This is a genomic window from Pseudomonas sp. GZJR-8 (assembly GCF_002916705.1).
Lineage (GTDB): Bacteria > Pseudomonadota > Gammaproteobacteria > Pseudomonadales > Pseudomonadaceae > Aquipseudomonas > Aquipseudomonas synxantha_A.
On the sequence record NZ_JXSI01000002.1, the window covers coordinates 402941 to 427563 of the forward strand.

The 24623-nt window shown below is 58.6% G+C and carries 9 protein-coding genes; 6 read left to right on the top strand and 3 right to left on the bottom strand.

Going from position 1 to position 24623, the window contains the following annotated elements; translation table 11 throughout:
• Window positions 1-23 precede the first annotated feature (23 nt).
• The gene (locus tag TK42_RS05115; protein WP_103733722.1) at window positions 24-3011 is read left to right on the top strand and encodes an RHS repeat-associated core domain-containing protein; all 2988 of its coding nucleotides are present in this window, start codon (window positions 24-26) and stop codon (window positions 3009-3011) included.
• Between the two features lie 163 nt (window positions 3012-3174).
• Here the strand turns inward: TK42_RS05115 and TK42_RS05120 are convergent, their stop codons facing one another.
• From TK42_RS05120 to TK42_RS05130, 3 genes are read right to left on the bottom strand one after another with little or no spacing between them, the layout of a single operon-like run.
• The gene (locus TK42_RS05120) at window positions 3175-7758 is read right to left on the bottom strand and encodes a SpvB/TcaC N-terminal domain-containing protein (protein ID WP_103733723.1); all 4584 of its coding nucleotides are present in this window, start codon (window positions 7756-7758) and stop codon (window positions 3175-3177) included.
• Window positions 7755-12581 carry a neuraminidase-like domain-containing protein gene (locus TK42_RS05125; RefSeq protein ID WP_103733724.1) on the bottom strand — a complete coding sequence of 1609 codons (4827 nt, stop codon included), beginning with the start codon at window positions 12579-12581 and terminating at the stop codon, window positions 7755-7757. Before TK42_RS05125 ends, TK42_RS05120 begins: the two co-directional genes overlap by 4 nt.
• A gap of 44 nt (window positions 12582-12625) precedes the next feature.
• Window positions 12626-15397, bottom strand: a complete 2772-nt coding sequence (locus TK42_RS05130; RefSeq protein ID WP_256584517.1) for a Tc toxin subunit A — start codon at window positions 15395-15397, stop codon at window positions 12626-12628.
• Window positions 15398-15747: 350 nt separating this feature from the next.
• Here TK42_RS05130 and TK42_RS05135 point away from each other — a divergent pair, with 350 nt between their 5' ends.
• From TK42_RS05135 to TK42_RS05155, 5 genes are all read left to right on the top strand, one after another.
• A complete protein-coding gene (locus tag TK42_RS05135) occupies window positions 15748-18504 on the top strand; it encodes an RHS repeat-associated core domain-containing protein (protein ID WP_158254339.1) in 2757 nt (918 codons plus the stop codon).
• A 131-nt stretch (window positions 18505-18635) separates the two neighbouring features.
• A complete protein-coding gene (locus TK42_RS05140; protein WP_103733727.1) occupies window positions 18636-19577 on the top strand; it encodes a rhodanese-related sulfurtransferase in 942 nt (313 codons plus the stop codon).
• 3 nt (window positions 19578-19580) lie between these two features.
• On the top strand, window positions 19581-20216 hold the full coding sequence (locus tag TK42_RS05145) for a DsbA family protein (RefSeq protein ID WP_078821909.1): 636 nt from the start codon (window positions 19581-19583) through the stop codon (window positions 20214-20216).
• Complete coding sequence (locus TK42_RS05150; protein WP_005789883.1) at window positions 20209-22011, top strand: ABC transporter ATP-binding protein; 1803 nt, start codon at window positions 20209-20211, stop codon at window positions 22009-22011. Before TK42_RS05145 ends, TK42_RS05150 begins: the two co-directional genes overlap by 8 nt.
• A 71-nt stretch (window positions 22012-22082) precedes the next feature.
• On the top strand, window positions 22083-24545 hold the full coding sequence (locus TK42_RS05155; protein ID WP_032880164.1) for an EAL domain-containing protein: 2463 nt from the start codon (window positions 22083-22085) through the stop codon (window positions 24543-24545).
• Window positions 24546-24623: the final 78 nt, after the last annotated feature.

The following is a 24623-nucleotide window of genomic DNA, read 5'->3' on the forward strand; positions in this document are numbered from 1 at the left end:
TTCAGCAATAAGGTCCTGAGGTCATGTCTGATTCCATCCATCGAAACACGCCGTCCCTGGTCGCAGTCGACCCGCGTGGGTTAATTGTTCGTAACATCGATTACCACCGTTCAAGCACAGAGGTTGAACCGCAGATGCGCATTCATCGTCAGGTGTATGGCAGTACGGGCTTGATGATTGAACAGTGGGACCCACGTTTGTTGCAGTTGTCACGCTCACAGCCTGACACCGCGCCCAATCAACGCACGGTCTATAGCCTTGGTGGACAAGCGTTGCGCACCGACAGCGTGGATGCCGGCTGGCGGCTGACGCTGATGGGGGAGGCTGGGCAGTTACTGGAAGAATGGGATGGGCGGGGCGCTCACCAGGCTCATCGCTACGATCAATATCTGCGGCCGGTGGCGGTCTTCGAGCAGGCGGCCAGTGACGGGCAAGCGTTGTGCGTCGAGCGTCTTGCCTATGCTGCATCTTCGAACGAAGAGGCGGCGCGCAACCGCTGCGGCCGGGTGGTTCGCCACGATGACGGCGGCGGCTCGTTGTTCCACGAGCGGTATGGGGTGCACGCAGAAGTTGCTCAGCAGACCCGACGCTTCCGGCAGGCGGATGCCGCGCTGGATTGGCCGCAGCTGTACGCACAACGCGAGGTGCTCCTGGAGCCCGAGATATTCCAGACATCCATTGGGTTCAACGCGCTGGGTGAGCGCCTGCATCACACGGACGCCAAGGGCAATCGCTTCGACTACGCCTACGGCATTGACGGCCAGCCGGCGAGCATCTTTGTGACGCCCAGGGGCGGCGAGCGTACGCAGGTACTGGGCCAGCGGCACTATAACGCAGCGGGTCAGGTGCTCAGCGAACGCGCCGGCAACGGCGTTGTGCGTGCCATGCACTACCGTGAATTCGATGGTCGCTTGCGGCAAATGACTGCCCATCTGCCCGCGCGACCGGGCGCAGCGCTGCAAGACCTGCGCTACGAGTATGACGGCGTTGGCAACGTCGTGCGGATCGATGACCTTGCCCAGCCGACGCAATGGTCCAGCAACACCCGAATCAGTTCGACCAGCCTTTATGAGTACGACACGTTATCGCAACTGACCAAGGCCACCGGCCGCGAAACCGCCGGCAACACTGGAGGCCCGGCGTTACCAGCGAGTGTGACGTTCGGCTCGACTGACGACAGCGTATGGCGTCGCTACACCCAGCGGTTCAGCTATGACGCCGCCGGAAATATGCTTGAGTTGCAACATGTGCCCAGCAGCGGCACGGGCTTCACGCGGCAGATGAGCGTGGCCGCGGGCAGCAATCATTTTCTGCCGCAGGCTGATGGAAAGGCTGCGCCGGGGTTGGGCCAGGGCTTTGACCGCAACGGCAATCTGCAAGCGTTGGCAGGCGATCACAAGATGGGCTGGGATGTGCGCAATCAACTGGTGCGCCTCACGCAGGTGCGGCGCGAGGGCGGCAACGACGATGAAGAACGTTACGCCTACGATGCCACGGGCCAGCGCATCCTCAAGCGCCGGGTCTCCCAGGCCCGGGGCGTGCTGCATAGGGCCGAGGTGCGCTACTTGCCGGGGCTGGAAATACGGCATGACAGCGCAACGGGTGAGCAGCTGAATGTACTCAACCTTAATGCTGGTACGACCACGGTGCGCGTCCTGCTTTGGGATCGCCACCCTTCGGGGGGGCGCCAGGACGCGCAGATCCGTTACGGCTTGTCGGACCACTTGGGCAGCAGCAGCCTGGAACTGGGCGAGCAGGCGCAACTGCTCAGCCAGGAAAGTTATTACCCCTACGGCGGGACTGCCTGGTGGGCGGCGAAGAATGCCAGCGAGGCGAGTTACAGGTTCATCCGTTACTCGGGCAAGGAGCGCGATGCCAGTGGGTTGTCTTACTACGGCTTCAGGTATTACGCACCGTGGTTATGCCGATGGATCAGCCCGGACCCGATCGGCGATGCCGATGGTTTGAATCTGTACGCCATGGTTGGCGGTAATCCGGTTAGCAAGGTCGATGCGCAAGGGCTGGCTGCCACACCGGCTTTGGAGGAGTCGCAGGATAAACAAATACGCAGGCTTTCCATCAGCCGCAGGCTCGCGAATATAGGTAGGGTTATGCGCCCGAGGATACAACCGGCCTCGGCGGCAGCGATTCGCGATGGTTTATCCACCTATATCGCCAATGCAATTGCGACGGGCGTCGATCTGGCGGTCTTCAGTACCGTCCAGCCCACGGCACAACGCAACCAAATCTTGCGCCTTACCGTTGCGGTGCTGGATGCAGTGTCCACGGCACATATGAGCACCGGTATCGCCGGTAACTGGACGCGATATGCGCCACAGATCGGTGCTATTTTTGCAGGTGCCGCGGGTATGGGGTATGCCATGCATGGCGACTCGATAGGTGATCAAGCCGAGCACAGCTGGGACCCGGTGGCGGTCCAGCGGTTGGGCGGACATGTGCGCGCGCTCTCCAGAGAACTGGTGCAGCAGGTCCTTCGTGGGCACGGTACCGGCATCTCCTGGGGCAGCACGCCCCTGCGCGGCAGGGTCACGCGCACCGCCGGAGCGACGGCCGCCTATGCCCTTGCTACCGTGGCCAACGCTGTTTATGGCGGGGAAGTGCCTGCGCTGATGCAACCCAATGTCTCACCTGCAATAGAAGCCTACGATGGGGCGATGGGAACGATGATGCGTGGCGGTCACCGGACCGCCGTCCACGATCCCCATGGCCAAACCGTACAGCTGCCGGATCCTGTCGCGACGGCGCACGGTGGGCTGAGCAGAATGTTCAATCAGGTGTGGACGCACTGGGCCGCGTCCGGTGTCGAGGCATTGGCCGTTGCGCTGACGGGCCTGCCACAGGCCGCTCAAGGCCGGACCACTCGAACAATTGTCATGGCGGCCCGCGGCGTGATTGCATCATTGACCGAATGGCGCGGCTTTTTCGTAACGTTTGCCAGGCGCGGGTATACAACCTTGGCGTCGCGATGGGGCGCAGCCCGGCGATCCTGACAAGAACATGAATGGGTCGTCGCTGCGGCCCATTCAACATCCCAGTCGGCTTCAAGGCTGCCTTTGCAGGCAAGCCACACACACATTTGAACGGCTCACGTTGGAGGGGCCAGACCGCTACAGGTCTGGCGCAGGAGCAAAAGTTCTGTAGATACCCAGGTCTTTAGGGGGTATCAGTCAGTATGTTGTCGGAGTTCAGCTCTGCATAAGTGTCGTTTTCGTCCTCATTGACGGTGTACCAGGCCCAATAGGTGTTACGCCGCATAAATCCTCCTGCGGTCAGTGTCTTTGTCGGGCGCCCGAGAGGGTCGTAGAACTGTTGGTCGCTGTGGCCCAACTCGCGCATGGATTGATCATTGACGTAGGTGTGCTTGTCGGCGAAGTAGGGGCGGTAGACGCGAATGACCAAGCCCTTGTTGTTGTATTCGACACGCTCGCTGATGCGCCAGCGGGGGTCGGCTTGCACTTGGCGCAGCTGTTTCTTCAAAGTGGCGTTTGCATCCGGCAGTTCGTCGACCAACAGGTTGCCCTTGTCGTCGACCGCATGGGCCGGGCCTGGTTCGGTCTTCTGCTTGGTCTGCAATGAGCGGCCGAAGCCATCCCAGCAGGTCAGGGTCATGCGAATCTGTTGTTCGGCATCGCCGGGGTAGCGGTCAGCTTGCAATATGAGCCCATGTACCGGCGTACGGCTGGCCTCATCGATCAACGCCTTGAGTTGTTTTGCACTGTCACTGAGGGGCTGGCGAGCACCACTCAGCCGCGATCGCGCGCTCATGCGGATATGCCCGCTGGGGAGCAGATACCCCTTGGTAATCCACTCGGGCTTGACCAGAGCCAAGTCGATGCTGCCCATCCAACTGAAAGGCGCGTAGCAGTGCGCGCTGGCCATGTCTTGCAGCACGCTTTGCGCCTGTTCGATGGCCAATGCGGGCGTTACATTTTTGCGCGGGCGGTAGCTTTCCAGGGCGGCGAAGCCCACTCTGAGGCTTTGTTCGTGGCCGTAAAAGGTGTTGGCGAGTAACTGCCCAAAACCGTCATAAAGCGCTTCTTGAATAGTGCCATTGGGGTCGACGATTTTTATCGGCAGCAGCAATCGATAGTCGTATTCGGCCTTGGTTACACAATCGTCGGGCATTTTTACGCGCACGGTTTGCAACGTGTAGGGGTCATAGGTGAGCTTTGTTTCGCCATGGGCCTCGGTGGCCCGCAGCGCCCTTATCCGATAAAACTGGGTGGCCTTGCCATAGCGGGGAAAGTGCCGGCGAATCGACCACAGTCGGTTTTCCTTGGGCGGCACCTCGCCGTCGAATAGAAAAAACAACTCCATGGTGTGATAGCCGCTGTCGGTGAGCTTTTGCACCAGGTCCACCTTGGGTTGGTTGGGCATGGCCGGAATGTCGTTGTAGGCACTTATGGCCTGGTCATCCAGCTCGGCGATTTCCAGATAGTCAGTCAATGCCTGGACGGTGGCGACGCCAGGCTCCAGGGTTTTACCGGAGCTACCGGCCTGCCGGTAGTACTGCAGCGACAAGCCGCTCAGGGTGCGGCTGGCCCCTGCGGCCAACGGCCCGACGCTGGTATCGATGAACACCTCATAGGCGATACGCGCAGGGTCCAGCCCGCCAGGCGCCGGCGCCTTGCCGAGCACCAGGGCGTTGTCTCGTTGGCGGTAGGGCAAGGCCAGGCACCACTGCTGTGCGTCGTCCAGATGAATGGGCTGCGCCAGCGTTTCGCTCAGGTAATAGAATTGTTGCGCGTTGTCATGGGTATCGTGCCACCAGCGCTGCTGGTGCTCATCCACCAGCACGGCGGGCGGCGGGCTGTCGGTGGTGGTACGGCGGGCATAATGCAGGGTCACGCTATGCACCAGGTAACCATAGGCATCCCAGCGCAGATTGATCTGGTGCTGGCAGACGGGATCGTTTTCCACGCCTTCATATTGATAGCTGATCGACTCCAGCGCTAATGGCAGCAACCGGGGGTAGGGCGTATGAGCACTGGCGGGGGCCAGTTCACGGACCAGATACCGCTGGTGTTTGACCGAGTAGGGCACGGCGTCTTGCGCCGGGTCTGCTGCCATCACTTCGACCCGCAGCACCGCGCCACTGAGTGCACGGGCCACGTCGCGTGCCAGCGCCGGTGCGGGGTCGCTGATCAAGTCGTCATGATGATCCAGCGGTTGTGCCCCAGCTGTCCCCCTGTAGCGGCTGACCAGCGTGCGGCCGGGAGCCTTGGCGTTCGGGTCGTGAGTGCTCTGGCCGAGGCAGGGCATGTCAAGGGATCGCCCGGTATGAAACCAGGTTTTGCTGAGCACGGGAGCGCTTGAACCCGGCGCGTGAGGGGCGTCTTTGCGGCTGTCGGTGTCGGTTTGCAGCAACAGCCCAAAGCCACGAAACTTGCGGTCCACACGGTCGTAATAAGCCTGACGATAGCTCACGCGCTGGGTCAGCTGGTTGCCGGTAATTTCGTCTCGTTGGGTTTGTTGGCTGGCCAGCAGCAGCGCAAAGGGTAACTGGCTGATAGCGGGCTGGCCCTTGGCATGCAGCTCGCGTTTTTCGTCCAGCCACTCCTGGGCGCTGCTGCGATATTTGATCGCCGCCTGGGCGCCCATGTTGTTGTCGGTGCGTATGAGCAGCCAGGGCTTGTGGCTGAAAAAGTCGTAGCGCCAATGGATGGGGGTCTGGTGGGCGGCGGTCAGGATCAGGCTAGGGCAGCCCCGGCCGCTCACGTCGACGATGTTGACCTGGCAGTGGTCGTCATACTGCACACCCTCTGGCCACGGGACCTTGATCGCCTGCGCCTCGAAACCGTTGCCGCCTTTATTGAGGAAAATCCACAGGTGGGCGGCGCTCAAATACAGCAAGTCCGTAGCGCCACCTCCATTGAGGTCGACGAGCAGTACATTGGCCGGCTTGAACGTTTCATAACGCAATGGCAACGTAGCCAACACAAACCCTCGGGCAAAGCGGCCTCGACCCAGGTTCGGCCAACATTTCACTTCGTCATGCCGGATACGCACCAGATGCTGTTGGCCCGTGGCGAGTACATCGCTGAACGCCACCAGCTCGTTAGGCGAGGCGGAAACGATCGGCAAGACGTCATCGAGCTTATGAGGCACCTCAATGGCGGGTTCGAAGCCTTTTCTTCGGCGATTGGCATACAGGCGTACGCTACGGGGGCCGATCATGGCAACGTCAGGGCGTCCCGTCCCCATCAAGTCGGCGAGGATGCCCTGGGGGTGGAAGAACTCCGAGGGGAATGCATCGAACGACGTATAGGCTGACCAGTTACGCTGTTCATCCAGGCTGAAAAAGCCATTCATTCCTGGGTGGGCAACCAGCCAGTCCAAACGGCCATCGCCGTCCACATCGGCCAGCGCCTGGTGGATGGGCCGGCTGCTGTCGGCGACCGGCACCCGCGCCAACTCCTGGGCCGCGCCGTAAATCACCTCGTCGCTGGTTTTCGTGTGCTGCGGCCTGAGCGGTTCACGGTAGTACCAACTCTTGTCAGCGCGATACAACACACCCGGTATGCCTTCGCCATACAGATCGACCAGTTGATAGCGATCGCTGTCATGCAGCCCGGGCAGCGAACTGAAGGGCTTATAGCCGCTCTTGTCTACCTTGAGCTGGCTCGATTGGTAAAAACACTCCAGCGGCGGGCGGCTCACACTATTGCCCGAGCTGTCGAAGGCCTGCTCATGGACCCCAATCAACAGGCTGACATGGGTGGGCGCGCGGTATTCCAGCAGCAGACGTTTGACCAGCACCGGGTCGGTGCCCATTTGCGCTTCCTTGGGGAAGTGGTGAAACATCAGAATCTGGTTGCAACAGCGCAGGGTGCGTAGCTCGAAGCCGAACGAAAAATCCGAGCAAGGATCGGGTCGTGTCGGCCACTCCCGGATTTTCTGATACGTCGGCCGCTTATCCAGCTCAAGGTCACGTTCGCCATAGTCAAAGAGCAACTGAAAGTGCCAGCCCATGCCCGGCTCATCGTCGGTCTTCCAAAGGTAGAGTTGTTCCTGCTCCTCGGCGGTGAAGTTGCCGTAGCAGACGCGCTCCAGGTAACGCTGGGCTCGACAGTCCCTCGGGTAGCGTGAGGAGTCAGTTTCTTTTTTGTAGTGATAATAAATGTGTTCGCCGTGGGTATTCAGGCTTTCCTGCAACAACCATTGCGCCACATGGTGCGGGTGGTCCGGATCGGCAATTCGGGCCAATGGGGTCTTCCCGTAAAAGTGCTGACTGCCATCGGCACTTTGTATCAACCAGAAGCCTGCAGCATCGGTTGCCGAGTGCCAGTGCTCGATACGGTCGAAATGGCTCTCGACCCGGGGAAAGTACCGGGTGGCCGTGTAGGCGATGGTCAGTGGCAAACCATTGAAGGAGGTCGCGGCGCGGCTGACGATCGCACCTTCGGCGTCGCGTTCGGGTAGCCATATTTGCGCGTCGGGGCCTACCAGTACGTCGTGCTCCGTGTAGGCCGGCACACCATGGGAGGTACGCCGGCTGACAGCCGGCAGGGGTATCCCCCAACCCAATCCGAAGGGGCCGTTGCCAGCGCCGCTTTGATAGGCCAGCGACATGGCCGGCGCGTAACCGCGCGCGGGAGAGATCGGCAAGGGAATCTCAAAGGTGGCCATACCGCTGGCGCCGACATCGCCCCAGCCTTTGCCGGTGCCTTGAATGGCACCGCCGCCTTTGGGCAGGGCCGGGGTATTGACTTGGAGGTTGGGCGTATCGTCGTTCATACCTTACCCCCGCTGGCAACTGGCACCCTGGCGGTGTAACGCAGGTGAATGACGATATCGTTGATCGATTGGAGTACGGCTTCTTGCCGGCTGTGATTGGGGAATTCCAGGGTCCAGTTGGAAATGGCCCCGGTGTATTCGAAGGGCAAGTAGCGATCGTGGCTCTCGAAGTTGAGGGTGAACAGGCCGTTGTCATCCAGGCCTGTGGACAGTGCGATTTGCTGATGGGCACGCATGTCGCGGCGCCGCTCGCCTGCGGGCAATACGATTTCGTTATGGGTTTGGGTCAGTATCGCCTTGATGTCCTCATAGGGGCCTAGCGTCGCGGGCAACGACACGCTGATGCCTTTTATTCGCCGCAGGATGTGGTGGGGGTAATCCTCTTCAAACAGAGCCTCGGGCAACTTGAAGCACAGCGTGCCGTTATCGACCAGTTGTCGTTTATGCTCGGCCCATGTGTTTTGTGTACTCGATGATTGAGTGCCGGTTGTGTCTGTTGTAGGTGTGGAGACTTTGCAATCGATCATGCGATGACGCAGGGAGATGGTCTTGACGATCTCCAGGTCCCGCACGTTATGGTCCACATAGGCCGCATTCATCTTCAACAGCGACAGCTTCAGGGCCTCACCCGCCAGGTAGCCGCGGTAGTTATTGTTCCAGGCACCGGGCTGGATAAACGTGCTCGCATAGTCTGCGACTTCGTACTGCCAGCACGCTTGCGCGGTGCGGCACAGGGAAAGGCTCAGGTCATAGACTTGGTAGTAGAACTTGCTCAGTTGTACATTGAGCCAGTCATACAGTTGTGCCCTGGTAAAGCGCTTGGCCAGCAATTGATAGTTCGACCAGGCCTGGGCCAGGGAGGTCTCGGCCAGGCGTAATTGCAGGCGCGTGGCTTTTTCCTGCTCGGCATAGGCTTGTAACTGGGCATCGACCTGTGCCAATTCGAGTCGGGCCTGATCCTGGGCATGCGCCCACTCTTGCTCCCGACGGTTGAATTGCTCGGAACGGTCCAGGTCTGCGGCAGTGCCCCGCAACACTGTCGCGACGCCTTGGGCCAAGGCTTGGGCTGCATAAAACGGGCCCTCCCAGCGCGACCCGCCGGTACTCGTACCGAAGATGTTCGGCGCGATCATCGCGATGCCGGCCGCTGCGGCGGCGGCGGAACCTGCGGCCTCGAATCCGCTACTGATCAGGTAGAGTTGGCCTGCGTGTGCTTCTGCGGGGCTGATGCCTTCGGTGAGCAGGCGTTCGTAGTGGCGCATCCGGGATTCGATCATGCTACGACTGGCGCCGAGTGCCTGGCGGTTTTTCTCGTCGAGCAACAATGCCTGGTGTTGTTGGGTGACGACGATATTGGCCAAGTCCCAGGCTTGTTGTTGCTGCAACTCCAGGTATTCAGCCTGTTCCTTGCGCTCAATCAGGCTCAGCACCGTGTTGCCGAATTGAATCACCGCCTCGGTTGCCGTGAGCGCGTGGCCCAGCATGATCTGGAAGCGATAATGGCCGACTTGCGCGTCAATGAACGGCGCCGCGCCTCCTTCGCCGAAGGCACCGCTGCTGCGGCTGGCCAACAGTTTCAGAGGTGAGAGCGGGGTTGCGTACAGCGACAGGCGCAAGGGTTTGCCAGTGATATCGAGATTGTAGCGCAGGTTATGCAGGCGACTTTCGAGCTTGTCCCAGCGCGCCACCAGATCGGTATTGAAGGGTAGGCACAGATTATCGGTGTCCGTGAGCGAAGCCAGTGCGGTGCTTTCGGTCGCAGGGTTGACATTGATTGGTGGGTTTTCTTGCTCCAGTTCTACCAGGGCTTTAGAGCGGCTCGTCGTCAAACTTTCGAGGGTGATTTCATCCCACGGTTCAGTGGTGGTGACGCGGGGGCGTGGCCCGAGAAAGTGATTGGCTCGCGTGTACCAGAGTTTGGCCTGGGTCAGGCTGTCGGGGGTGAGTTGCCGATAGGCTGCATCGCCACGATTGAGCAGTATGTCGAGATAAAGCAGGTAGATTGCTTTGCGAAAATGCACCGGTGAGCGAATCGCCAGTTTATGTGGGTCGTGAGTGACTGAACCGGGGAGCGGACCCGTACGAACGAGCTCGTTGAACCCCCAAAATGCAGGGCGCTCGCTGGCCGTATCGGCCAATCGCCCTGGGTCGAAGATGTGTTTGAGCCAGGCTTGGGCTTCGACATACTGCTGCTCCTGATTCAGGCGGTGGGCAACCAGCCAGGGCACGTACAGGAACAGCTCCCAGAAGTACTTGCCGTGAGCCCCGTTAAAGTCAATGTCCTCTGCTGCTCCACCTGGCGTGAGTGGAGGTTCTTGCCACGTTTTCGGCGTTAACGAAAACAAATGCTCAAGGCTGACATTGGCCGCTTTGACCAGATTGCCGGCAAAACAGGTATTCATGCGAAGGCGGGGGGGCGTGTCGGCAGGCGGGGTTGAGGTGCTCGTTGGGAAATCAATAAATTCGGCGGTGCCGAGTTTTTCCGACGTCTGTCTTTTGATCGTCGGCGCCAGTTGTTGATTGAGCGTTGTGTCAGAGGTGGAAGGGGCCAGCTTCAAGGTGGTCGCTTTCAGGGTATAGCCGAGAATTGTCGAGCCGTCTTCTTTGGCAGGCTCAAGCGTCACCACCCCGTGTATCAGGGTAATGCCCGACGTTATTTCCTCCGTGGTCACTGGAATCCGCGCCGTGACCCGATGCCCGCTGGGTAATTCGGGTTTTGATCCGGTGAGGCTTTCGTGGACAGTGTCCTGATAGTTGATGATTTGATGCGAGTTGGCATTGATTTTTTCGGTGAATGGATAGTCTGTAAAATTGGCTCTCATAATGATGTGCTTATAGGCACGTAAATTAGATGTGCGCACGTTGGGCCTTTTGATGGTCAACGTATTTTGTGCATGCAGCGACGTCTTTTTGTTTGCGTCTGGGTATTTGCTGTAGCGGTCAAGGGCGACCTGGATGGAGTTTTTTGTACTTGTGTATAAACTGATGAACGCATTCTTGTCGATATAATGATCTTCGAGTGAGACGGTGTTCCCGTCTTTGGACTTAGCGTTAATGAGTAACCCGTTTTTGATATGTACAGCGTTGGGGAACTCGTCATGCGTGGCCGTGTTTTTAAAATAAATAGCGTAAAAATCAGTTTTTAACGCGTCTGTTGGGCCGGTAATTTTAGACTCGCTGGTCAGTTTGAGCTGAGTGGCTTTCGGATCATCCAGTGCGTCGTCTACTATCAGTATGATGCTAATGTCCTTAGGGGCTTCTTTTGTTAATGTGACGCTGTACGATTGCCGGAAATTTTGATTGAGGGTGGAAGTAAATACGAGTTCATTGGTGTTTGAATCAAAAGAGACGTCACTTGTTTCTGGGTTTTTTATTTTTTCTCGATTTTTTCCAAAGTTCCAATGGTTGTTGTCTTCGGTAATCGTTTCTTCCCTGGGGGAAATCGAGTGCTTGTTTGGGGGTGTCACCTTGAACTGCAAGTTACCTTGGTTTTTATGAGCAAAGAACGTGAGGTATTGCCGGGCGGTGTCAGGCAGCAACTCACTGTAGTACCCACTCTCGCTTTGATCTTTGCCTTGAACGACAGTCTGCACTTTTGTCTTCTGCGATGGATCGAAGTGTTCCAGGAGTCGGTTTATCTCTTCGTCCACCTGTGAGCCGGGCAGCACGCTGTAGCGCTCGGGGCTGCCACCATCGGCGATGGTGGTAATGTTGAAGGACTGGTCGACGTGGACAGCCTGGAAAAATTTGCCAATAAAGTTCTCCTGCTGTTTGGGGTCTTTACGGCTGGTGGCCAGCACACTTAAAAACAGTACCGGGGGGCCGTTACTGTCGACGATAGCTACCGTCTGCGTAATGGTTTTCAGAAAGGCAGAGGTCAATGTATTGACGTCTTCGGTAGCGCAATGCTCCTCGATGCAGGCTTTGGGTGCGCTCCAACTGCCATCGTGCTTTTTATAAGAAAAATTGAGGCGAAACTTGACGTAGCGGCTGTTGATCCATTCGGTCAGCTGTTTTTTTTCCTCTGAATCCGTTTGCGCCGGTGGGACGGAACTGGTGGGGGCGGGTTTGATGCATTCGGCCCAGATGAAAAATAACCGGTTATTGAAGTACACCGGCCGGATACTTTGCTCGGCGGTGGCGTCGGAGACCGACAAGTTGATTCTCTCCCAGTCTGACCAGGCGTCCTGAAAAAGTACCGAGCCTGCGCGCTTGGACAGGTCGAGGGAGCGCCAGTAATAGGTGTTTTCGGAACTCGATTTACCGACGAAGTAATAGGTGCCGCTATGCAGCTTGCTCAAGTCGGCGTCGATATAACCGTTGATCGTGCGTATGTTGGCGGTTTCCTCGAACCTGGCCAGGTAATTGTGAACCGCCGTGGTGACGGTATCCGCTTGAATTCGATACTGGCTCAGGTCGTTTTCCAAGTGTTCAAAACTGTCGGTCTTGTCACGCCGTAATGTCGGGTCCAAGTAGTTGGCGGGGTGATAGTGCAACTGTTGGTTGGCGTTCCAGAGAGCGTAGGTGTGCAACTGTTCGCGCCATAAGGTGTCCTGTTGCGCGGTCATGCCCTGCTTTTCATAGCCCGGTTCCAGGCCGAGTTGGATGCGCGTGATGTACTGCTGCAGGCTGGAGATGGCACAGGCTACCGGGCTGGTCGGTACGGCTTGGCTGACTTGTACGTCGAGCAGCCAGTATTCGTAAAGATCGTCGACATGGGTGATCTTATCCTTTAAGTCGGTAGGTACCTTGTAGGTCAGGTAGTACGCGAGCATGGCGTCGCGCAGGCTTTCATTGAGCTGTTGATTAAGCGGGTGAGACATGATCAATCCTTGAGCAGGTCGAATGTGAGTAGGGTGTGGATGGGTTATGAATACGCACTTGTGATCGCCTCACCGACGCTCTTCCAGTCAGCAAATGTAGAGTCGGCTTTCAGTTCGCTGGCTTTGATCAGCATGTTGGCAGGCAGGCCTGTGTCGATGCTGGCTTGGCGGCAGCGCAGCACCCAGTCCAGGCGCATCATTGAGGTAATGCGTGGAGGTCTCAGTTTGTCGCAGAAGACGTCGATTTCACTGGCATTCCAACCTAAAAGTTGAGCGAGACGCTCGTTCGTTTCTTCACTGGTGTTTTGCGTAGCGCCGTTGGCCAAGGTATTGGCGTGTTCGAAGTAGTCGAGCAGTTGCTCTTCCGTCAGGCCGCAGTGGTGTAGGCAATGTTTGAACTGCTGCATGAGGTAGAGGTTGTACGGGGTGAGTTCAAGTAACGAAGACATCTTGTACTTGCTCGCGAGCCAGTGCGGATTGACCAGGAACTGGTGAAGTGCTTGTGGGCTGAGGGGCAGTTGCAGAATATCGGCGGCGTGAGGTAACCGCAGTATCAGATAACTGAGCGTTTGCAGCGGCGAAGCAGCGGGGGCATATAAACGCAGGAAATGGTGGTCATTGTCGTATTTTTGATAGCCGTTGGTATTGCTTGGTTCATGGAGGATGGCTTGGGTGATTTCTTTAAGGCGTAGATATAAAGCCCACAACTCATCACGCACCTTGCCCAGCAGTGTGTTGAGTGTAGATTTCGCTTGGTTGATCAAATGTGTCGTACGTACAGGCATAGTGCTGATTTCAACGGAGGAGAGCACTTGATCGAGCGCCATCTCGATGCTGTTATTGGGACGCATCCGTTGCAGCGCCGCATAGGCCAAGGATTCCCAGTCAACGGCGGGTAAACGAACTGTTTCGTCATCGGGTTGCTGAGGAAGATCAAGCCGGTGCAACGCTTCGGAAAGAGACGCTTGGTCATAGCTGGCGAACTCCTTCAATAGCTGATTGATGATCGGGTCCTGGGCCTGGCGATCCAGCAATAGCTGGCGGCTGAGCAGCGCCAGGCTGCTGCCGTTTTCTTTAAACCAACGGCTGGCCCACTCCAGGTGCATGAGCATGTCGAGGAAGTCAGTCGTGCCCTTCGGTTTGTTGCGTAACGTTGGGTTGCGCAGCTGCATGAGAAAGTTCGCATTCCCGAGCATTTGCACCAACTGTCGGCATTCCACGACCGATAACCCGAACAGGCGAGCGACTCTCGCTTGCCGATAGATCTCGCTGACCGTCTCGATCGTACGGGTTGCAGGTTTGTTGGGGGTGATCAGTAGTTGAAGCGAATCCTGGGTGTCTTGCAGGCCCAACCCAGCGCAGAGCTGTTGCCGGGTGGTACCGTCGAACGTAGCGCTGTCCAGATACAGGGGGGGCAGGGCGGAACCCGTGCGATTGAACACCTGGTCGAACAATGACACGCGGTCGCCTGAGGCATGGACGGGTAACTGATGAAGCAGGGCGGCAAATTCTTCGGCTTGCAACGTGTAGCGTTTGCTCAAATAGCAAAAGACCCCCAGCGACCGGAGGGTGTTATGGGTGATCAGCAGCGTGCTGTTGCGATGGCCTTCGCAGCGCATGGCGCTGACTATCAGGGTGTCCAATTGCGCGAAAGGCAGGCCGAGCCAGCGCTGTAGACGAATCATGCGTTGCAGCCTGTCGAAGCGCTCAAGGCTAACGTGGGTCAGCTTGGCGTTGTCCAGGCTGATAGCGGGTGTGGTCGTGCCGTTGATGTAACACGCACCGTAGGTGAGGCCGGGGTTTTGCTTGCAGTTAGGCGATTGGCGCGGTGACTGAGTCTGTTGTGCAAGCAGCGCCTGAAGTTGGTCGGCATCCAGTTGTGTATGGTTCAGAAAGTCAGTGAGTTCTGCCGGTCCGATCAGATCAGTCTTCCAGTTGTAATAGGCGTGATAGAACCCTTTCGCGCCCGCTTGGGTTACCAAGCTACTTTTCAGCATGTTCTGTTGTTGAGGGCTCAACCCCGATAACTGACACTGGACTTCGTTGTTCTGTTCGCCGACCTGCCCGTAAGTGCTGGTTTCTCCCGCCAAAGGTAACTGGCGACTGATGCGATAGTTCAACTCACCCAACGCCGGCTTGTCGCCCGACAGGCCCTGTTGGCATTGCTGATGGTGCAAATGATAGGGCAGAGAAAACGGATACCAGGTTTCACTCAGTACCCTATAGGTATCTTCTTCTTTGGCCTGCGCGATATTTTTGAGCAAGATCTGGTTGACGATCGACAACATGGGAACCTGGCCCGAAACGCTATGTTGGTTGATCACCTGGTCTTTGAGTTCCGGGCGTCGCTGCGACAGCTTGAGCGCGTTTGCGTCCTTGGTGTTTCCTTCCAGCTGTTGGGCGAACAAATAGAGCGCCCGCAGGTAGGCAGTCGGTGAGTCAACCGCTGCAATCGACGAACTGGAGCAGAACTGGTCCCACTTTTCCTTGAACAAGGCCTGGTAGGTTGCGCTGGTCTCGGGGGGGAGACTGCGTTTATTGCGCGGTGAAGAAGGGGGGGACGAGACTTGCTGTTCGCGAAATAGCGTTTCCAGTTGCGCGGCGGCGCTCTGGGCCTTGAGGTACACCGTGTGTGCATCGTCATCGTTGTACGTTGCCAGTTGCTCGGCAAAGGCTCTTTCGGACAATCGTACGATGTCCAATACCGAGGTGAGGTTGAGGCGCCGCAGGGCGGTCTTGAAATCGTCCCGACCGGGGGCGGGAGGACGTGAGTGATCAATCAGCTTGGCGAGCAAGGGGCTGCTGTCGGTTTGCATATTCATACGTTCCTTCACGCCCGCCGAGGGTGCCGGCGGGCAATGAAAAACGCTATCACGCAGGTTAACGGGGCCAGGTATAGGTATTTACAGGCGTCGTCGGTGCACGCCGGTTGAGGTGCCTATACACCGATACCACCTCTGTGCAAGACATGAGCCCTAGGCTTTTCTGACCATTGTGCAACTCAGGCCATGTGATTATGTCTGCTTCACTTCATCGAAATACGCCCTCGCTTGTAGCATTCGACCCCCGTGGGTTGACGGTCCGCAGTGTCGCTTATCTGCGCGCTACCCCCCAGGCTGCGCCGACGGCCCGTGTCAGGCGTCAAGTCTATGGGGCCAGCGGCCTGATGCTTGAGCAGTGGGACTCTCGCCTGCATACCCTTAAATCACGTGAACCATTGATCGAGGCGAATCAGGTGTCGGTGTACAGCCTGTCCGGGACGCTGATCCGCAACCACGATGTGGACGCCGGCATGCGGCTGATGCTGGCAGCGCCATCCGGGCAACTGTTGCAGGTCTGGGATGGTAGGGGGGCCTATCAGCGGCACGACTACGATGACTTGCAACGTCCGGTGGCGGTGTTCGAACAGGCTGCCGACGAAGAGCGACCCCGGTGTGTTGAACGCCTGGTATATGCCACCCCAACGTCTGAGCACCGCGCCCTTAACCGCGGTGGTCGTCTGGTGTGCCATGCCGACCCGGCTGGCACCCAAGTGTTCGAAGCGTATGGGATGAGCGGGCAAGTGCTTCGGCAGACGCGGCGATTTCGCGAGGCGCCGGGCGATGTTGACTGGCCGCTTGCTCAGGCCGATCAGGACGCGCAGTTGGACGGCGAGCGTTACACCACACGCTGGATATTTGATGCCCTCGGCGGCACGTTGGAACAGGTTGACGCCAAGGGTAATGGTCGGCAGTTTGCCTATGGTTTGGAGGGACAGACGAAACATATTCACCTCGCCTTGAAAAGTGGCGCGCGCAAAACCGTGATAGAGCGCTACGTCTATAACGCCGCCGGTCAGGTGGAGACGGCCCGGTTGGGCAATGGCGTGAGCAGTCTGGCCACCTATCGGCCCGAAGATGGCCGTATGAACCGGTTGATGGCGTACCGCCAAAATGAGCCGGCGGCGCCATTACAGGATTTGCGCTACGACTATGATCCCGTGGGAAATGTTTCGAAGCTGCGGGATCAGGCGCAACCGGCCCAATGGAGCCACAACACGCAAGTGAATGCCGCCTATCGCTATCAATACGACTCGCTGTACCAACTGACCCAGGCGACAGGCCGGGAAAGTACCGTCGCCGCCATCACCCCAGCACTGCCTGCGCGTATTTCGTTCGGTTCGACCGATGCCGGTTTATGTCGCAACTACACCCAGCATTATGCTTATGACGAGGGGGGCAACCTGACCCGGTTGCGGCATGTGCCGTCCAGTGGCGTCGGTTACACGCGCGACATGCAGGTCGCCAGTGGCAGCAACCGCGCGTTGTCTAGCGAGCATCCGGTTGGCGCGTTGGCGCAGGGTTTTGACGCCAATGGCAATCAGCAACGGCTGGGGCGTGGTGTAGCGATGGCGTGGAATGTGCGTAATCAGTTGTCCAGGGTCACGTCAGTTGTGCGCGACGGAGCTGACTCGGATGAGGAAGCTTATGTGTATGCAGGCGACGGCCAGCGTGTGCTCAAGCTCACTCACCAGCAGGTTGCCGGCAGTCGACAAACGGCGCGTGTCTATTACCTGCCAGGCCTGGAAATTCGCCAGTGGCCATTGCGTCGATTGAATGTGTGGCGCCTTGACGTAGCGCGCTGCGCGGTGGAGGTCTTGCAATGGGAGCTGGGACTTGATGAGGGGGCTGACGATGAAGCCCTGCGTTTCTGCCTGACCGATCAGCAGTCGAGCCATGGGTTGGAGTTGGGCGAAGAGGCCGAGTTATTGAGTCAGGAGAGTTATTTCCCGTATGGGGGGACAGCGTGGTGGGCATCGCGCAACGCGGTGGAGGGCAGTTACAAAACCCGTCGATATTCAGGCAAGGAGCGTGACGGCAGCGGTTTGTATTACTACGGTTTCCGCTATTACGCCCCATGGTTGCAGCGCTGGATAAGCCCCGACCCCGTTGGGGGAGGGACGCAGCTGAATCCTTATCTCATGGCGTTCAACAACCCGGTCACGTTCGTTGATTCAATGGGGTTGCAGCCTACCGACATGGAAAATCCTCAGATACAGGACGAGATCATACTCATCCTGGTTCTGGCCTTGCTGGGCCTGGGGGCGGGAGCGTTGCTGGGTGATGAGAGGGTGGGGGCTGCCGTGGGGGGGCTGGTGGGAGGCCTGCTGGTTGGTACCGCCCGCTTCATTAGCTATCAACGCATGCAGCCGCAGGCCCTGGCCAGCGCAGCACAACAACAGGAAGAAGATTTCGCCAGGGCCGTTTCGGAGACGGCGATCGCAGCGGCGGAGGATGCGGGGCTGAGTCACGAAGAAACGGAGCGGCTGGTGAATTTTGCCTACGCGCGCCGTCATGGTGAAGAAGGCATTACCCTTATGGTCCATCGGCATCAGGGGACCCTGCGTGGCTACGCGGGACCTGTGGACGAGTCGGGAGACGTCGTACGCGCACTGAGGGAGAGTCGTAACCCGATGCCTGAGTTGAAACGCATGGGCTATGGCGCGATAGTGCTGCGAAGTCCAGGACGTGATGCCGCTGGCGCGAGCGGCCAGCAGGCGGGGCCAAGTGCGTTCGAGGTTGGGGTGACGACACAGGTGGCTGGCTCAAGTCGCGCACGCGGTGGTCGGCAAGCACAGGCGCAGGTGCCGTTGGTGGCGCCGGCGGTAGCGAGAGCCGCTGCCCCGCAGATGGAGTTCGATACCGCGAGGCTTGTAGATACCCAACTATCGGGCCGCGAGCGCCGCAGTATTGCCCTTACCCTCAGCCACTTGCGTGAAGGGCGTTTCGGCGCGATTCATTGGCATGCTCACAGAGACCAACTATGGTCCGCTGATTTGCACGGCTACGCCGCTGCTCGTGGACGCGGTGCCTATCGTTTGATGTTCAGCCATCTCGGCGGCCAGCGTTACCGAGTGGAGGGGGTACGTAACCCACATCGCTGAGGACCTATCAGCGGCTGCGTGCCGATGCGATGGCGCCGCACTTTTGTTAGAATGCGCGCCGCGTCGCCTGACCGACGCCTTTTTGCATCCGGTTCACCCCTTACGAGGGTAGCCACCTGGAGAGAACACCCATGACTCAACCGATTGTTGTGGCGGCACTGTATAAGTTCGTCACCCTCGAAGATTACGTCTCCCTGCGCGAGCCACTGCTGCAGGCGATGGTCGACAACGGCATCAAAGGCACCTTGCTGATCGCCGAAGAAGGCATCAACGGCACCGTTTCCGGCAGCCGCGAAGGTATCGATGGCCTGATGGCCTGGCTGAAAAAAGACCCGCGCATGGTCGACATCGACCACAAGGAATCCTACTGCGACGACCAGCCGTTCTATCGAACCAAGGTCAAGCTCAAGAAAGAGATCGTGACCCTGGGCGTCGAAGGTGTTGACCCGAACAAAAAAGTCGGCACCTACGTCGACCCGCAAGACTGGAACGCGCTGATCAGCGATCCTGAAGTGCTGTTGATCGACACCCGTAACGATTATGAGGTGTCAATCGGTACCTTTGAGGGCGCAATCGACCCAAAGACCACCAGTTTTCGCGAATTTCCTGACTATATCAAAGCCAACTTCGACCCGGCCAAGCACAAGAAAGTCGCCATGTTCTGCACCGGCGGCATTCGCTGCGAGAAGGCGTCGAGCTATATGCTCAGCGAAGGCTTTGATGAGGTTTATCACCTCAAGGGCGGGATCCTGAAGTACCTCGAAGAGGTGCCCCAGGAAGAAACCAAATGGCAGGGCGACTGCTTTGTGTTCGACAATCGCGTGACCGTGCGCCACGACTTGAGCGAAGGCGACTACGATCAATGTCATGCCTGCCGCACACCAGTGAGCGTAGAAGATCGCGCCTCTGAGCATTATGTGGCTGGCATCAGTTGCCCCCATTGCTGGGATAAGCTGCCGGAGAAGACCCGTCGCAGCGCGATCGACCGGCAGAAGCAGATCGAGCTGGCCAAGGCCCGCAACATGCCGCACCCGATTGGTTTCAACTACAAGCAAACTCCTTCCGAGGCCTGAGCCATGTCTGCGCGCCTGCTCTATGTAATGGATCCGATGTGTTCCTGGTGCTGGGGCTTCGCCCCGGTCGCGCAGGCGCTGGTAGAGCAGGCCCAGGCGGCCGGCGTGGACGTGCACCTGGTGGTGGGCGGCTTGCGCACCGGCAGCGGTGCAGCGCTGGAGCCGACCACCCGGCGCTACATTCTTGAACACTGGCAAGCGGTCACCGAGGCCACCGGCCAGCCATTCAAGCGTGAGGGCGCATTGCCTGACGGGTTTGTCTACGACACCGAGCCTGCCTGCCGTGCCATCGTCACCGCGCGCAGCCTGGCGCCGGATTGCGCCTGGAAGCTGCTGGGGCTGATCCAGCGCGCGTTCTATGTCGAGGGACAGGACGTGACCCTCGCCCATGTGCTGGTGGACTTGGCCGAGCAGGCCGGTATTCCGCGTATCGAGTTTGCAGGCGAGTTCGACCGCGCCGAGCAGCATGCCGCCACGGCCGCCGATTTCACCTGGGTGCAGGATCTGGGGATCGCCGGTTTCCCGACGTTGCTCGCAGAGCGCAATGGCCAGTTGGCCTTGCTGACCAATGGTTACCAGCCGCTGTCCGAGCTGTCGCCGTTATTGGGTCGATGGCTGGAGCGAGCTGCCTGTGTATGAGCAACCTCAACGCACTGACCGCCTGACCTGGGCAGAGATTCGCCGTCTGGCGCTGCGCCACAAGAAAGCCCTGTGGATCGCCAATGGCGTGGCCGTGCTGGCGACGCTGTGCAGTGTGCCGATCCCCCTGCTGTTGCCATTGCTGGTGGACGAAGTGCTGCTGGGCCACGGCGATGCCGCGCTCAAGGTGATGAACCACGCGTTGCCCCTGGGTTGGCAGAAAGCCGCCGGCTACATCGGCCTGATGCTATTGGTAACGCTGGCCCTGCGCTGTGGTGCGTTGGTGTTCAACGTGGTGCAGGCGCGGCTGTTTGCGCGTCTGGCCAAGGACATCGTCTATCGCATCCGCGTGCGCCTGATCGAACGCCTCAAGCGGATCTCCCTGGGTGAGTACGAAAGCTTGGGTAGCGGTACGGTCACTACCCACCTGGTCACCGACCTGGACACCCTGGACAAATTCGTCGGCGAAACCCTCAGCCGTTTCCTGGTGGCGATGCTCACCCTGGTCGGCACGTCGGCAATCCTGGTGTGGATGCATTGGCAGCTGGCGCTATTGATCCTGTTGTTCAACCCGTTGGTGATCTACGCCACCGTGCAATTGGGCAAGCGCGTCAAGCATCTGAAGAAGTTGGAGAACGACAGCACCTCGCGCTTTACCCAGGCACTGACCGAAACCCTCGATGCCATCCAGGAAGTGCGCGCCGGCAATCGCCAGGGCTTTTTCCTCGGGCGCCTGGGCCAGCGTGCCCAGGAAGTGCGCGACTATGCGATTCATTCCCAATGGAAAACCGATGCTTCCAGCCGCGCCAGTGGGTTGCTGTTCCAGTTCGGTATCGACATTTTCCGTGCGGCAGCCATGCTTACGGTGCTGTTCTCCGACCTGTCCATCGGCCAAATGCTCGCCGTGTTCAGCTACTTGTGGTTCATGATCGGCCCGGTGGAACAACTGCTGAACCTGCAATACGCCTACTACGCCGCGGGCGGCGCGCTGACGCGGATCAACGAGCTGTTGGCACGCGCCGATGAGCCGCAGTACGCCGGTGGTGCCGACCCGTTTACCGGGCATGAGACTGTCGGTATCGAGGTGCGTGGTCTGGAGTTTGGCTACGGTGAGGACCTGGTGCTCGACCAATTGAACCTGGCGATCGCGCCGGGGGAGAAGGTGGCGATTGTCGGCGCCAGCGGTGGCGGCAAAAGTACCCTGGTGCAGTTGCTGCTGGGGCTCTACACACCACAGGCCGGCAGCATTCGTTTTGGGGGGGCCACCCAGCAGGAGATCGGCCTGGAAACCATTCGTGAAAACGTCGCCGTAGTCCTGCAACACCCGGCGCTGTTCAACGACACCGTGCGCGCCAATTTGACCATGGGCCGCACTCGCTCCGATCAAGCCTGCTGGCAGGCGCTGGAAATCGCCCAGCTGGATGCTACTGTCAGGGCGCTGCCCATGGGCCTGGACAGTGTGGTGGGGCGCTCGGGTGTGCGCTTCTCCGGTGGTCAACGGCAGCGCCTGGCCATCGCCCGCATGGTGCTCGCCGAGCCTAAAGTGGTGATTCTGGACGAAGCCACGTCGGCACTGGATGCGGCGACCGAGTACAACCTGCACCAGGCATTGGCGCGGTTTCTCAGCGGGCGTACTACACTGATCATCGCCCACCGGCTGTCCGCGGTGAAACAGGCTGACCGAGTACTGGTGTTCGATGGCGGGCACATCGCCGAGGATGGTGACCATCAGCAATTGATCGCCGACGGCGGGCTCTACGCCAAACTTTACGGACACCTGCAACAAGTGCGTTGATTTAGCTTAGGCTGTGCTATCGGAAGCGGATTTTCGCGTGCGTATCAAGCTGTGCATGTGTAAGGGACTTCATGAAGCAAAAGCGGACTCTCGGAACGCCACGGTTGTTGGGTATCGTCTGGCCCTTTATTGCCGTTGTCTTGTTCCAGGCATTGTTAGGCTGTGGCAGTCTCTACGTGCTCTCTGCGGTGCGTGGCTATGTGGCTGGCGAAAGCTTGTGGTCCAAGGGCCAGAAGGATGCCATCTATTACCTGACGCTGTATGCCGATAGCCGCGACGACGCCACCTATCTCAAATACCAGCATGCCATTGCCGTACCTCAAGGCGGGCATGAGCTGCGTGTGGCTCTGGATCGGGCCACGCCAAACCTGGCTGCCGCGCGCCTGGGCATCCTCAAGGGTGGCAATCACCCGGACGACGTCCCCAGCCTGATCTGGCTGTACCTCAACTTCCGCCATTTCAGCTACCTGGAAAAAGCCATTGAGCTGTGGACGGTGGGCGATGGCTACCTTGAGCAACTGGATGAACTGGCCCAGCAGATGCACAGCGCCATCAGCACCGATCAGGTCACCGAGCAGGATGTGCGCGCCTGGAAAGCGCGCATCATTGCCATCAACGAGGGTGTAACGCCGGCCGCCAAGGCGTTCAGTGATGCGCTGGGCGAAGGTTCGCGAATGATCCTGCGCCTGTTGTTGATCACCAACCTGGCCACCGCCCTGGGGCTGATCGTCCTGGCGCTGTTGCGTACCCACAAGTTGCTGGCCCAGCGCCACGCCTTCGCTGACGCGCTGCAGGCGGAGAAGGAGCGGGCGCAGATCACGTTGGAGTCGATTGGTGACGGGGTGATCACCACCGACGTCGACGGCGCCATTGCTTATATGAACCCCGCGGCCGAAGCGCTGACCCACTGGAAGTCCGAACAGGCCCAGGGCTTGCCGTTGGCGGCGTTATTCAAGTTGCTGGATGAAAACGCCGAGCCCGACGGCTTTACCTTGATTGAACACATCATCAAGGGCCAACTCAGTGGCGGCAGCGAGCATTCCAAGCTGATCCAGCGCCTGGACGGCAGCACCGTCTCGGTCACGCTGGTGGGCGCGCCGATCCGCAGTGCCGGCAAGGTCAGCGGTGCGGTGTTGGTGCTGCACGACATGACCCAGGAGCGCCAGTACATCGCCAACCTTTCGTGGCAGGCGACCCATGATGCCTTGACTGGCCTGGCCAATCGCCGCGAATTCGAGTTCCGTCTTGAGCAGGTACTGCAACAGGTGGCACGCCAGCAAAATGGGCGACATGCCTTGATGTTTCTCGACCTCGACCAGTTCAAGCTGGTCAACGACACCTGCGGCCATGCGGCAGGCGACGAACTCCTGCGCCACATCTGCGCGCTGTTGCAATCTGACTTGCGCGAGGGCGATACGTTGGCACGCCTGGGGGGGGACGAGTTCGGCATTCTGCTGGAGAACTGCCCGGCGCCGGTGGCGGAAAAGATCGCCGAGAGCTTGCGCCATACGGTGCAAAGCCTGCATTTTGTGTGGAAAGGCCGACCGTTCATGACCACCGTCAGCATCGGCCTTGTGCATATCTCGCAAACCCCAACCACCCTGGAAACCTCCCTGCGGGCGGCCGACATGGCCTGCTACATGGCCAAGGAAAAAGGGCGCAACCGCATACAGGTCTATCACGCCGATGATTCCGAGTTGTCGCTGCGCTTTGGCGAAATGGCCTGGGTGCAGCGCCTGCACATTGCCCTTGAGGAGGATCGGTTTTGCCTCTATGCGCAGGAAATCTCGCCGTTGGGCCACACCGAAGCCGGCAATGGGCACATCGAAATTCTTCTACGCCTGCATGACGAAGCCGGGCGCATCATTTTGCCCGACAGTTTTATCCCGGCAGCCGAACGATACGGTTTGATGACGTCGCTGGATCGTTGGGTGGTTGAAAACGTATTCAAGATCATTGCTCGATGCATGACTGAACGTCCGGGCCGTCCTATGGCCATGTGTGCGATTAATCTGTCAGGAATAACTATCGGTGATGACGATTTTCTAGGTTTTTTACGTGAGAAATTCGGTGCTTACAGCATTCCACCAGAAATGATTTGTTTTGAAATAACTGAAACCAGCGCTATAGCCAATTTGGGTAGTGCCATTCGATTTATTAATGAACTCAAAGCGTTAGGTTGCCATTTCTCACTCGACGACTTTTGCGCCGGAATGTCCTCATTCGCATATTTGAAACATTTACCTGTAGACTTCCTGAAGATCGATGGAAGTTTCGTAAAGGATATGCTGGACGACCCGATTAACCGCGCCATGGTCGAAGTGATCAACCACATCGGCCACGTCATGGGTAAGCGCACAATTGCCGAATTTGTTGAAACACCCCAGATCGAACAAGCGTTGCTTGAGATCGGTGTGGATTACGCTCAGGGCTACCTGATTGAACGCCCGCAATTGTTTACCTTTGATAGCTTGCAGTGTCGACCCGTGCGGCCTCAGCCCTTGGTGTTCAAGGCGCCCGGCACATTCCGCTGAAACATTTGCTGGTCTGTAAAATCACACTTAAAAAGGAGCCCTACAGTGATCGACACATTCAACAGAACCGGGCCGCTT